14 protein-coding genes are annotated in these 12,586 nt (G+C 32.8%); all 14 read right to left on the bottom strand.

All coding sequences use genetic code 11. From position 1 onward, the window contains the following. Positions 1–11 precede the first annotated feature (11 nt). The 14 genes from atpB to MHI13_RS03730 all read right to left on the bottom strand — a co-directional run bounded on the left by atpB (position 12) and on the right by MHI13_RS03730 (position 12,544). Positions 12–737 (bottom strand): F0F1 ATP synthase subunit A, encoded by a 726-nt coding sequence (gene atpB / locus MHI13_RS03795; protein WP_002448665.1) that lies wholly within the window; start codon positions 735–737, stop codon positions 12–14. Between the two features lie 28 nt (positions 738–765). After that, the gene (locus MHI13_RS03790) at positions 766–1,113 is read right to left on the bottom strand and encodes an ATP synthase subunit I (protein WP_017175130.1); all 348 of its coding nucleotides are present in this window, start codon (positions 1,111–1,113) and stop codon (positions 766–768) included. 147 nt (positions 1,114–1,260) lie between these two features. Continuing rightward, positions 1,261–2,406 carry a non-hydrolyzing UDP-N-acetylglucosamine 2-epimerase gene (wecB, locus tag MHI13_RS03785; RefSeq protein WP_017175129.1) on the bottom strand — a complete coding sequence of 382 codons (1,146 nt, stop codon included), beginning with the start codon at positions 2,404–2,406 and terminating at the stop codon, positions 1,261–1,263. Between the two features lie 19 nt (positions 2,407–2,425). Next, positions 2,426–3,055 (bottom strand): uracil phosphoribosyltransferase, encoded by a 630-nt coding sequence (upp, locus tag MHI13_RS03780; protein WP_017175128.1) that lies wholly within the window; start codon positions 3,053–3,055, stop codon positions 2,426–2,428. A 24-nt stretch (positions 3,056–3,079) separates the two neighbouring features. Beyond that, a complete protein-coding gene (glyA, locus tag MHI13_RS03775; RefSeq protein ID WP_017175127.1) occupies positions 3,080–4,318 on the bottom strand; it encodes a serine hydroxymethyltransferase in 1,239 nt (412 codons plus the stop codon). Positions 4,319–4,342: 24 nt separating this feature from the next. Continuing rightward, positions 4,343–4,867, bottom strand: a complete 525-nt coding sequence (locus tag MHI13_RS03770; protein ID WP_019835610.1) for a TIGR01440 family protein — start codon at positions 4,865–4,867, stop codon at positions 4,343–4,345. Positions 4,868–4,976: 109 nt separating this feature from the next. Then, a complete protein-coding gene (locus MHI13_RS03765; RefSeq protein ID WP_017175125.1) occupies positions 4,977–5,393 on the bottom strand; it encodes a low molecular weight protein arginine phosphatase in 417 nt (138 codons plus the stop codon). Beyond that, complete coding sequence (locus MHI13_RS03760; RefSeq protein ID WP_049379482.1) at positions 5,390–6,430, bottom strand: L-threonylcarbamoyladenylate synthase; 1,041 nt, start codon at positions 6,428–6,430, stop codon at positions 5,390–5,392. Before MHI13_RS03760 ends, MHI13_RS03765 begins: the two co-directional genes overlap by 4 nt. Positions 6,431–6,514: 84 nt before the next feature. After that, on the bottom strand, positions 6,515–7,351 hold the full coding sequence (gene prmC, locus MHI13_RS03755) for a peptide chain release factor N(5)-glutamine methyltransferase (RefSeq protein WP_017175123.1): 837 nt from the start codon (positions 7,349–7,351) through the stop codon (positions 6,515–6,517). Further along, the gene (prfA, locus tag MHI13_RS03750) at positions 7,338–8,414 is read right to left on the bottom strand and encodes a peptide chain release factor 1 (RefSeq protein WP_019835608.1); all 1,077 of its coding nucleotides are present in this window, start codon (positions 8,412–8,414) and stop codon (positions 7,338–7,340) included. The genes prmC and prfA overlap by 14 nt, the downstream gene beginning before the upstream one ends. Beyond that, positions 8,414–9,013, bottom strand: a complete 600-nt coding sequence (locus MHI13_RS03745) for a thymidine kinase (protein WP_017175121.1) — start codon at positions 9,011–9,013, stop codon at positions 8,414–8,416. Before MHI13_RS03745 ends, prfA begins: the two co-directional genes overlap by 1 nt. Positions 9,014–9,187: 174 nt before the next feature. Further along, positions 9,188–9,445 carry a type B 50S ribosomal protein L31 gene (locus MHI13_RS03740; protein WP_002448672.1) on the bottom strand — a complete coding sequence of 86 codons (258 nt, stop codon included), beginning with the start codon at positions 9,443–9,445 and terminating at the stop codon, positions 9,188–9,190. Positions 9,446–9,560: 115 nt separating this feature from the next. Then, positions 9,561–10,877: a transcription termination factor Rho gene (rho, locus tag MHI13_RS03735; RefSeq protein ID WP_017175120.1), complete on the bottom strand. Its 1,317-nt coding sequence runs from the start codon at positions 10,875–10,877 to the stop codon at positions 9,561–9,563. Positions 10,878–11,116: 239 nt separating this feature from the next. After that, positions 11,117–12,544 (bottom strand): aldehyde dehydrogenase family protein, encoded by a 1,428-nt coding sequence (locus MHI13_RS03730; protein WP_017175119.1) that lies wholly within the window; start codon positions 12,542–12,544, stop codon positions 11,117–11,119. Between the last annotated feature and the right edge of the window lie 42 nt (positions 12,545–12,586).

The raw sequence follows: 12,586 nt of genomic DNA, 5'->3' as shown, positions 1-12,586 counted from the left end.
GTTTGTTTATGTTAATGTGCGTCCGCAACTTTATGGGACATGTAAACCATAGATAGCATAATAAAGATATATGCTTGGATTGTACCGACAAAGATTGAGAATCCTTGCCATATAATTAAGCCAGGAATACTAATTATCCAGCCCCAGCCGTTTTGGAAAAACAGGCCAGCTAATAGTGATAATAGTAACTCACCAGCAAAAATATTACCGTAAAGACGTAAACCTAGTGTTAATGTTGAAGAGAATTCTTCAAAGACATTAATAATTGCTAATGGCCAGAAAGGTTTAAAGTAATTACCAACATATGCTTTTGTTCCACGCATTTTAACACCATAGTAATGTGTTAATAAAATCATCATCGTAGATAACGTCAACGTTACAGTCGCGTCAGCAGTTGGAGATTTCCACCATAAATAATGATCATGTGTAACAATTGCAAATGGTAAACCTAGCATATTGGCAACAAAAATAAATAAAATTAATGTTACCGCCAAGAAGTGAAATTGACCACCTTTTTTCCAAGCCATGTTACTCTCAATAATGCCTCTTACAAAATCGAAAATCCATTCGATAAAGTTTTGTTTGCCACTAGGTCTTTTCTTAAGATTACGCGTACAAACAATAGCTATTATAAAAACAATAATAGCAGTAATAATAAGCATCATAATACTTGCTAAGTTGAAAACAATATCAAATCCAAACACATTCCAACTTACGAGTGGGGATTTGTGATCCATGTACTCACCTCTTTCTGTATATAGTTTACTATTTTAGCAAGAGAGGGCGAAAAATGATTAATACATAAGAAATCATAAGGCCTATCATTATACCAATGATATTTACATTCTCTTTAAAGACAACCCATACTATACATGCAATAATTGCGACTAAGTATCTCCATACATTACCTGTAGAAATATGTATATTATCTGGTTGTTTTGCCCTAGAAAGATATATCTCAAAAATGTATGTGTTGATTAGAGACCCAAGTGTCCCAATTATTAAGCCTAATAAAAAAGAATTAGATTTAATAAAATACAAAATACTTAACAATATTAAAAAATAAATGTAATATTGAATGAATTGTCTAAATATGATGCTGAACCGTTTCATTCTTTGTGCCTCCAAAACTTATGACAATCATGGAAACCGTTCCACTCATACAATTTCAATAATAATATAGGGTAATTTATGTGTCAATTCTATTCAAATTGTTGTTTAAATTAACACCAATATTGTCATAAAATGTTCACAAATAAATCAACAATTTTTTAACTTTTCAAATTCTTTAGGTATTTCTTCAGTTAATCCTAAATAGTATTTAATACTATCACATATACGTTCAGATGCCTTTCCATCTCCATAAGGATTTTGAGCATAGGCCATATTATTATAAACTTGTTTGTTCTTTAATAATTTTCTTATTTCTTGATACACATGTGTATACTCTGTTCCAATTACTTTTAATGTTCCAGCTTCTACACCTTCAGGTCTTTCAGTTACATCTCTAAGAACTAAAACTGGTTTATTTAATGATGGTGCTTCTTCTTGAATGCCTCCAGAATCAGTCAAAATTAAATAAGCATGATTAGCAAAATTATGAAAATCGACAACATCTAATGGTTCAATAAGCTCTATCCTTGGATGATTTTCTAAATAAGCGTATGATAGTTTTCTAACTTCGGGATTCATATGTAAAGGAAAAACTACTACAACGTCTTCAATATCTTCAACGATATCTCTAACTGCTTTGAAAATATGTTCCATAGGTTTTCCAATATTCTCTCTACGATGAACGGTCAGCAATACAATTTTTTTATTTTTATGCTTTTCTATCAACTCAGAAGTATAATTTTTATTAATTGTAAAATTTAGTGTATCAATGGCAGTATTGCCAGTAATCACTATAGATGTCTTATCTTTATTTTCTTGAATTAGATTGCGTTTTGCACCAATAGTAGGAGCAAAGTGTAAATCGGCAATGTTACTAACCATCTGCCGATTTATTTCTTCTGGAAAAGGCGCATATTTATTCCCACTTCTAAGACCAGCTTCTACGTGGCCTACAGAGGTATGATTATAAAATGCTGCTAATGCGCCAGAAAAAGTAGTTGTTGTATCACCATGAACAAGTACCATATCTGGACATTCTTTTTTCATAATTTGCTCAAGTTGAATAATAGATTTAGCTGTTATTTCTGAAAGAGTTTGCCCTTTTTTCATAATATTCAAATCATAATGTGGTTTTATGTTGAATGTTTTTAAAACTGAATCAAGCATTTCTCTATGTTGAGCAGTTACAACAATAATTGGTTCTAGCATTGAATCTTTTTCAAGTGCTTTAACTAAAGGTGCCATTTTAATTGCTTCCGGTCTTGTACCAAAGACTGTCATAATCTTTCTCATAATATTTACTCCTATAGTACTATTTAGTACCAAATAATCTATCCCCAGCATCTCCTAAACCAGGTGTAATATATGCTTTTTCATTAAGTTTTTCATCTAAAGCTGCAATATAGATATCAACATCTTCATGCGCTTCTTGCATTTTTTCAACACCCTCAGGTGCGGCAATTAAACACATAAAACGAATATTCTTTGCACCTCGATTTTTTAGTGAATTGATTGCTTCGATTGCTGAAGCGCCTGTAGCTAACATTGGATCAACTACTATAATTTCACGTTCATCGATATCTTGAGGTAATTTAGCAAAATATTCTACTGCTTTTAATGTTTTAGGATCACGATACAAACCAATATGTCCTACACGAGCAGCTGGAACTAAGCTTAATACACCATCTGTCATCCCTAATCCTGCTCTTAAAATAGGTACAATTGCTAATTTTTTTCCAGCTAATCGTTTTGCTGTCATAGTTGTTACAGGTGTTTCAATTTCTACATCTTGCAATTGTAAATCTCTTGTAACTTCATATGCCATTAGCATACCTACTTCATCAACAAGCTCTCTAAATTCTTTTGTTCCAGTATTTTTATCACGAATGTAACTCAATTTATGTTGAATGAGTGGGTGATCAAATACATGTACTTTACTCATAATTCATTTCCTCCATTTATGTTGTTATTCATATAGCGGATATTGTTGAGTCAATTGTTTTACTCTATCACTAGCTTCTTTCAATTTTGCTTGGTCATTTGAATTTTTTAATGCTGTACTGATAATTAAAGCAACTTCTTTAAATGCTACTTCATCAAAACCACGCGTCGTTGCAGCAGGAGTGCCTAGTCTAATTCCACTTGTAACGAATGGTTTCTCCTGATCAAAAGGTATTGTATTTTTATTACATGTAATACCAATTGAATCTAATGTTTCTTCAGCCTGTTTACCCGTTAAATTAACTGATTGTTTCACATCTACTGAAATTAGATGATTATCTGTACCTCCTGAAACAATTCTAAATCCTTCATTTTGAAGTGTTTCAGCTAAAGTTTTAGCATTTTTAATGACTTGTTCTTGATACACTTTGAAATCTGGTTCTAAAGCTTCTCCAAAAGCAACAGCTTTTGCAGCAATCACATGTTCTAGTGGTCCACCTTGAATTCCAGGAAATATTGTCTTATCTATCTCTTTTTTATACTTTTCCTTGCAAAGAATCAGGCCTCCACGTGGTCCTCTCAACGTTTTATGAGTTGTACTGGTAACAAAGTCAGCATATTCTACAGGATTAGGATGTAATCCAGTTGCTACTAAACCTGCAATGTGTGCCATATCAACCATTAATTTAGCACCAACTTCATCAGCAATTTCTTTAAATTTCTTAAAATCTAATTGTCTAGAATACGCTGACGTACCAGCTACAATTAATTTAGGCTTATGTTTCTGTGCCAATTCACGAATTTCATCATAATTAATTCTTTCAGTTTCTTTATCTACGCCATAATCGATAAAGTTATAAAACTTACCACTAAAATTAACTGAAGCACCGTGAGTTAAATGACCACCATGACTTAAATTCATTCCAAGCACAGTATCTCCCATCTCTAAAGCAACTAAATACACTGCCATATTAGCTTGAGAACCTGAATGGGGTTGTACATTTGCATGTTCAGCTCCGAATAAAGCTTTGATACGTTCAATAGCTATTGTTTCCGTAACATCAACATATTCACAACCACCATAGTAACGACGACCTGGATAGCCTTCTGCATATTTATTTGTCATTACAGATCCTTGCGCTTCCATTACCGCTTCTGAAACGAAGTTCTCTGAAGCAATGAGCTCAATATTATTGTTTTGACGGTTGTATTCATTTTGAATCGCTTCATAAATAATGTGATCTTGTTCTTTAATATAAGACATATATTCCCCTTCTTCCTTTAGAACTTATTCATATTTAGCTCTTTCTCCACCAATTTTTTTTGGTCTTGAAGTAGCGATTGTAACTGTAGCTTCACCAACTTTTTTAACGCTTGTTCTCAACGGAACACAAACATGATTAATGTGCATTCCAATAAGCGTTTGACCAATATCAATACCTTTAGGCACTTTTATATATTCAATGACTATTGGATCTTTCATATGTTGATAGGCATATGTAGCAAGACTTCCTCCTGCATGAACATCTGGTACAACAGTTACTTCTTCCATAGTAAATGGATTATAATCTTCACGCTCAATTGTAATCGCCCTATTAATATGTTCACAACCTTGAAACGCAAATGAAACGCCCGTTTCACGTTTTATACGTTCCAATTCATTAAAAATAGTTTCAGCAACTTCCATTGAACCAACTGACCCAATTTTTTCCCCAATTACTTCAGAAGTTGAACATCCTATCACACAAATCTCATCTTTTTTGAAAAACGATTGAGTTTTCAATTCATCCAGTAAAGTTGTAAGTTCTTGCATATTATTTCACCTCACTTACAAAGATAAAAAGAAGCATAGCTGACAAGCTATACTTCTTTATTATAACTTATTTATTACTCAACTTATACTATTAGCGTAATATTTCTCTTTATTCTTCGTGTTTCAATTTGCTAATAAGAGAATATAATTGATTAAATGTGTGACGATAGGTATCTATGCTACCGCCAAATGGATCATCTATTTCACCTGTTTCTGATACATACTCACATAATGTATAAATAGGATATTCTGTCCCAAATTGACTGATTAACTGTCGTTTATGACTATTGGTCATCGTTAAAATTAAATCACTTTTTAAGTCATCTTGACTGAATATTTGAGATACAGAGGGTTCTGGTAAATTATTTTCTAAAATAACTTCTAATGCTTCAGGAGTAATGGATTGTCCATTCATTGCAAATAATCCACGTGATTGAATAGAATCGTTAGGTAGAAGCGCTGTAGCTATACTTTCAGCAATAGGACTTCTACAAGTATTTCCAGTACATACAAATATTATCTTCATAATTCTCTTCCTTTAACTATTTGATTTCCCGTTGCTTTTAGCATACGATTCATAACTGCTTCAGAACCTTCAATATTATCAAAAGTATAAATAAATGCTTTTTTTATTCGTTCATCATCATCAATGTCATGTAAAATTTTATATAAGTTATGATTAGCCCCTTTAACATCTCTTTGATTTTCACAAAGAGAGATAAATATACCATCTTTAGGTACATACTTTTTCATACTAGAAGGTAAAACAAATGCTAACCCTGATTCATTTAACTCAGAAATAGGTTGTGTCAATTCAGTTAACATATATACAGGTGTTTTAGGTGCATAGTGTTTATATTTCATACCTGGTGCTATGGGACGTTCTAATTGATTATAATCATATTGAATGACGCAGTGAGGTACCACCTGATTAAGCATTGTTTGAGTAATTGATCCTGGTCTTGCTATTCTAAAAGGAAATTGGGTACAATCTAAAACTGTACTCTCCAAGCCTTCTTCACTTTGATCGCCATTCACAATACCATCTATTTTTCCATTTAAATCATTATAAACATGTTGAAATGTCGTTGGAGAAGGTCTTCCACTTATATTTGCACTGGGTGCTGCGATTGGTAAATCAACATATTCTAATATTGCTCTTCCAATTGGATGACTTGGCATTCTTACAGCAATAGAATTAAGACCACCTGTCACTTTCTCACATAAATATCCTTGTTTTAAAGGAAGAATAAACGAGATTGGGCCAGGCCAAAATGCATTCATTAATTTCTTAGCTTTCTTAGGGATAGTTGATACAAATGCATCCATTTGTGATTGCTTGTAAATATGAACAATCAGTGGGTTATCAGACGGGCGTCCTTTGGCTTTATAAATGTTTTCTACTGCCTGTTCATTTTTAGCATTGGCACCTAAACCGTACACTGTTTCAGTAGGTATCGCAATTAGGCCACCATTTTCATAAATAGTTTTTATTTCTGCTAATTGAGAAAACGTGTGGGGATCTTGACTATAATCTTTCATATTCCATATATTTGTTTTCACTTTGATCACACCTTTCACATATGTGAAATTATTAAAGAAAAAGAAGTGGGTTAGAAAATAATACATTTCTTTCCCACTCCACTATTACCACTTAAATGAAATCATTCTATTTAATCCGTTAATATCTTTCAAGAGATTTACATTCACATGCGGATATTTATTTATAATACGTGCTTTTAATATTTCTCCTTGATTATATCCAATTTCAAAAGTTACATAAGCCCCTTTATTAAGTACTTTTGGTAAATCATCTAGAATCATCTCATAAATTTCATACCCTTCATCCTCAGCAAATAACGCGATATGAGGTTCATACTTTACTACCGTATCTTCCATATCTTTCATCTCAGTTTGATCAATATAAGGAGGGTTTGAAATTAAGCCATCTAATTTAATATTTTCTTTAATAAGTGGTTTAAGGGCGTTACCTTTTAGAAATCTGATATCTGCTTTTAATTGATGTGCATTATCAGATGCTACCTCTAGAGTATCTTCAATAAGATCTGTGGCTATTACATTTAAGGTTGGATTTAGTTTTTTAAGTACAATTGCAATCGCTCCACTGCCTGTTCCTATATCAGCAATTGTACTTCCATCTTTACAATGCTCTAAAAAATGAAGCATAACTTCTTCTGTTTCTGGACGTGGAATAAGACATTGAGAATTTACTTGTAATTGATATCCATAAAATGATTGAAAACCAACAATATATTGAATAGGCTCTCCTAATAACATACGGTCTAATGCAAGTGAAAATTTTGCTTCTTCAGCTTGAGACATCTCATCATACATATGCATTAAATAATCTGTCCTAGACCATTTAAATAAGTCTAACATCAGCCATTCCGCTCTAGATTGCTCAAATCCTTTTTCTTTTGTTAATTCAATCGCTTCTTGTAAGGTATCTTTAAAGCTCGCCATTATTTAGTTCTTTCAGTTTTTCAGTTTGCTCAGAAAGTGTTAATGCATCAATAATTTCATCCAATTTACCTTCCATAATTTGGTCGAGCTTTTGTAAAGTTAAGCCAATTCGATGATCTGTCACACGACTTTGAGGATAATTATAAGTTCGTACACGTTCAGAACGATCTCCTGTCCCTACAGCTGATTTACGTTGAGCTGCATACTTTTGCTGTTCTTCTTGTAATTTCATATCATATAATCGTGCTTTTAATACTTTTAATGCTTTTTCACGGTTTTGAATTTGTGATTTTTCTGAAGACGTTGCAATAATACCGGTTGGAATATGCGTAATACGCACAGCAGAGTCTGTAGTATTAACGTGTTGACCACCAGCACCACTTGAACGATACGTATCAATTTTCAAGTCTTCATTACGCACTTCAATTTCTACATCTTCAACTTCAGGTAATACAGCTACAGTCGCTGTAGATGTATGAATACGTCCTCCAGATTCTGTTTCGGGCACACGTTGTACACGATGAGCACCATTTTCAAATTTCAACTTACTATAGGCACCATTACCTGAAACTGAAAAACTGATTTCTTTATATCCACCATGATCACTTTCTGCCGCTTCAACAATTTCAGTTTTAAAATTTTGAGATTCCGCATATTTTGTATACATTCTTAATAAATCGCCTGCGAAAATAGCTGCTTCATCTCCACCAGCTGCTGCTCTAATTTCGACAATAACGTCTTTTTCATCGTTTGGATCTTTAGGAATTAACAAGAATTTAAGTTGTTCTTCTAATTCAGGAAGTTCACTTTTTAATCCAGATGCTTCTTCTTTTAACATTTCAATTTCTTCTTTATCATCTGTTTCAGTTAGCATTTCATCTATTTCTGCTACTTCTTCTTTTTTACTTTTGTAATCTCTATAAACATCTACTGTTTTCTGTAAATCAGCTTGCTCTTTAGAATATTTTCGTAATTTATCTGGATCGTTGACGATTTCTGGATCACTTAACATTTCATTTAACTGTTCATATCTTTCTTCAACAATATCTAATTGATCAAACACTATATTTCCTCCTTGTCATTGATGCTAGGTGCTACAATATGATGTGCTCTGCATCTTGGCTCATAACTTTCATTTGCTCCTACTAATATAATTGGGTCATCAATTCTTGCTGGTTGTCCATCGATTAAACGTTGCGTCCGACTTGATGACGAACCACATACTGCACAAACGGCTTGTAATTTGGTCACTTGTTCACTTACAGCCATAATTTGAGGCATGGGGTCAAAAGGTTCACCTCTAAAGTCCATGTCTAAACCTGCTACTACAACTCTATGACCCTCTTCAGCTAGCTTTTCTACTATATGTACAATTTCATTATCAAAAAATTGAATTTCATCTATCCCTATGACATCAAATTGAGATAAATTTTGTAATAGTATTTCTCTAGCTGTTGAAATATTAATGGCTTCTAGTTCATTACCATCATGTGATACAACTTTTTCTTTATGATACCGGTCATCAATAGCCGGTTTAAATACGATTACTTTTTGTTTAGCATAAATTCCTCTTCTTAATCGACGAATTAATTCTTCCGATTTACCACTAAACATACTTCCAGTAATGCATTCAATCCAACCAGAATGGTAAGTTTCATACATTATAAGTTCCACCTTTTTCAAAACATAATCGCTTAATTATATCATATTTTCGTTTATTATAAATGAGTTTATTACTGGGTTATCATTGAACAAATGAATAAAATAGTTTAGAAATAAAAAAATACCTGCTTAATTCTATACATAATAGATTAGGCAGGCATTTTAAGTTCAAAATTAATTGTTGTTTGATTTGAGACCAAACTTTTTGTTGAAACGTTCCACACGACCATCCGCAGCAGCGAATTTTTGACGTCCTGTGTAGAATGGATGTGAATCAGATGATACATCTAAGCGAATAACTGGGTATTCGTTACCATCTTCCCATTCCATTGTTTCTGAAGAAGTTTTAGTAGAACCACTTAAGAATTTAAAGTTAGTTGTTGTATCTAAAAAGATGACTTTGTGGTAATCAGGATGAATTCCTTGTTTCATTTTTTTCAGCTCCTTTGCCCTGAACCATCTGGAACAGAGTTATTTGTGAGTTTTTACCCAATACTGTGTAATTATAATAGTTATTGAAGGAAAACGCAACCCTCAATCATATATTTTAGATAATTGGTTTTCCTGTTTTTGTACTTTCAGCGGCTGCCTTTTGCAATTGTTCAAAAAATTCTTTGTTATTTTCTGAACGTTTTAATTTTCTTATAAAACGCTCTGTAAAATCGGTAGAATCAGTAAACATATTTCTAAGTTGCCATAATGAGTCTAATTCGGACTTGCTAATTAATAATTCTTCTTTACGTGTAGAACTACGTCCAATATCAATAGCTGGGAATATTCGACGTTCGGATAATTTACGATCAAGATGAAGTTCCATATTACCTGTACCTTTGAACTCTTCATAAATCATATCATCCATACGTGAACCTGTATCTACTAAAGCTGTTGCTAAAATAGTTAGGCTACCACCTGCTTCAATATTACGCGCAGCACCGAAAAATGCTTTAGGCTTATGTAAGGATGCTGGATCCAAACCACCTGACAATGTTCTACCACTAGGCGGGATAACAAGATTATATGCTCTTGCTAAACGCGTAATAGAGTCCATCAAGATAATGACATCTTGTCCTATCTCTACAAGACGTTTTGCTCTTTCTAGTAATAACTCTGCTACCTTAACGTGGTGTTGAGGAGGTTCATCAAAAGTGGAATGTACTACTTCTGCTGACTCTACTGAACGCTCTATATCAGTTACCTCTTCAGGTCGTTCACCTACTAATAATATAAATAATTTAGCATCTGGTTTATTTGTACTAATTGCATTTGCAATTTCTTTAAGTAATGACGTTTTACCAGCTTTAGGAGGAGCAACAATAAGACCACGTTGACCTAAACCAATTGGAGTAACTAAATCCATAATTCGAGTAGAATAGTTTTGAGGCTCTGTTTCAAGAATAATTCTTTCCTCTGGGTATAACGGAGTAAGTGCTTGGAAATGAGGACGTTTTTTTACAACTTCTGCATTTTCATCATTAACAAAGTCAACTTGTAGAAGTCCATAGTATTTTTCATTGTCTTTAGGCTTTCGTACTTTTCCAGTTACTTTATCGCCTCGTTTAATTTCAAAACGTCTAATTTGACTCGCTGATATATATATATCTTTTTCACCTTTAGAATAATTAACGGTTCTTAAGAAACCATATCCATCAGGTTGTATATCATCTAAAACACCCTCCATATAGTAATTTCCATCTTTTTCCATTTGAGCTTCCATAATTGCCAAGACAAGCTCACTTTTATTCAATTTACTATAATTAGTTAGTTTTAATGATTTTGCTTTTTGCGTAAGTTCTTTTGTCGTATAATTTTTATACAATTCATGAAAAGATTCATATTGTGGTGATGTTCGTTCTCTTTCAGGCATAAATTGCACCCATTTCTTATATTTTTATAAAAATCATCTAGCTACTAGCATTGTCAAATCATCTAAATGATTATAACTTAAATGTTTTAAACGTTAGCATCTTAAATACTAGAATTAATATAGCAAATTTTTAATTTAATTACAAAATGATTTTATTAAATTTCAAAAAATAAAACAGCTCATGGAACTAAAACAATTCCATGAACTGTATTTATATTAAAATATTTCATTATACTTAATTATTTAAAATAACCAGCAATTGATTTTACTTCTAAGAACTCTTCAATTCCGTAGTCGCCCCATTCACGACCGATACCAGATTGTTTATAACCACCAAATGGTAAATAAGGTTCGTTTGGAGATTCATTAATTTGAATTCTACCTGCCTCAATTGAACGTGCTACTTTTTGAAGTGTTTCTTTATCTTTACCAATTACATATCCTGCTAAACCATATTTAGTATCATTAGCAATTTCGATTGCTTCGTCTAAATCATTATATGTGATTACTGAAACAACTGGACCAAAAATTTCTTCTTGTGCAATAGTCATATCATTTTTAACATTTACAAAAATAGTTGGTCTAGCAAAATAACCTGTATCTAATCCTTCTGGTTTACCTGGACCGCCATATAATAATTCAGCGCCTTCTTCAATACCTTTATCAATATAAGATTGTACTGTGTCGAATTGTTTTTTACTAATGATTGGTCCTACTTGAGTATTTTTATCAAGTGGATCGCCAACTTTAACATTACTAAACTCTTCTTTTAAGGCAGTTAAGAATTCTTGTTTAATACTTTCTGGAACTAAGATTCTTGTTCCTGCAGTACATACTTGACCAGTATTATTAACAACCTTTCCAGTTGTAGCTTTTGCAGCTTCTTTAATATCTACATCGTCAAGTACGATATATGGTGATTTGCCACCTAATTCAAGAGATACTTTTTTGATATCTTTAGCTGCTTTTTCCATAATTTTAGAACCTGTAGCTCCAGAACCAGTGAATGACATCATTCTAACTTTAGGATGTTCGCTTAATGGATTACCTACACCTTCACCATCACCATTAACTAAGTTAAATACACCTTTAGGAACGCCTGCTTTTTCAAAGATTTCAGCTAAAATTATTGCAGCAAATGGTGTTTCTTCAGAAGGTTTTAACACAACTGGACTACCTGCAGCAAATGCTGCTGCTAATTTAAGAGATGTTTGATTAGTTGGGAAATTCCATGGTGTAACTAATCCAGAAACGCCAATCGCTTCTTTAGTTACCAAATCATCTCCACGACGTTCTTCAAATTCAAATGAATCTAAAGCTCTACGTGCTTCTGAAAAGTGTTGTAAACCCATTTGATAATGAACATTTTCTGAAACAGTTAGTGGAGCACCTAACTCTGCAGTAATTGCTTCAATAATATCTTGTTTTCTATTTTTATATTCTTCTACTATTCTATCTAGTAGTTGTTTTCTTTCTTCAACTGAACTATGGCGAAATTCTAAATATACGTCATGAGCAGCTTGAACCGCTTTTTCTACGTCTTTTTCATTACCTTTTGCAACTTTTCCAATAACTTCTTCTGTTGCTGGATTAATTACATCAATTGTTTCGTTACTTTCACTATCAATCCATTCACCATTAATATATTGTTGAGTATAATTTCTCATCAATGATTCACTCCTTAAGAATGTGTATGTCTAATATATATC

The sequence above is a fragment of the Staphylococcus sp. FSL K6-0223 genome (assembly GCF_038008285.1).
The sequence above is the reverse complement of the archived record's forward strand: the minus strand, read 5'-3'. Positions and strand labels throughout refer to the sequence as shown.

Bases quoted from the DNA above. Each gene is read 5' to 3' on its own strand.
- MHI13_RS03730 (WP_017175119.1), bottom strand. From the start codon at position 12,544: ATGAGAAATTATACTCAACAATATATTAATGGTGAATGGATTGATAGT.
- MHI13_RS03745 (WP_017175121.1), bottom strand. From the start codon at position 9,013: ATGTATGAAACTTACCATTCTGGTTGGATTGAATGCATTACTGGAAGT.
- MHI13_RS03765 (WP_017175125.1), bottom strand. From the start codon at position 5,393: ATGAAGATAATATTTGTATGTACTGGAAATACTTGTAGAAGTCCTATT.
- MHI13_RS03790 (WP_017175130.1), bottom strand. From the start codon at position 1,113: ATGAAACGGTTCAGCATCATATTTAGACAATTCATTCAATATTACATT.
- MHI13_RS03770 (WP_019835610.1), bottom strand. From the start codon at position 4,867: ATGCAAGAACTTACAACTTTACTGGATGAATTGAAAACTCAATCGTTT.
- prmC (WP_017175123.1), bottom strand. From the start codon at position 7,351: ATGGCGAGCTTTAAAGATACCTTACAAGAAGCGATTGAATTAACAAAA.
- upp (WP_017175128.1), bottom strand. From the start codon at position 3,055: ATGAGTAAAGTACATGTATTTGATCACCCACTCATTCAACATAAATTG.
- atpB (WP_002448665.1), bottom strand. From the start codon at position 737: ATGGATCACAAATCCCCACTCGTAAGTTGGAATGTGTTTGGATTTGAT.
- wecB (WP_017175129.1), bottom strand. From the start codon at position 2,406: ATGAGAAAGATTATGACAGTCTTTGGTACAAGACCGGAAGCAATTAAA.
- glyA (WP_017175127.1), bottom strand. From the start codon at position 4,318: ATGTCTTATATTAAAGAACAAGATCACATTATTTATGAAGCGATTCAA.
- rho (WP_017175120.1), bottom strand. From the start codon at position 10,877: ATGCCTGAAAGAGAACGAACATCACCACAATATGAATCTTTTCATGAA.
- MHI13_RS03740 (WP_002448672.1), bottom strand. From the start codon at position 9,445: ATGAAACAAGGAATTCATCCTGATTACCACAAAGTCATCTTTTTAGAT.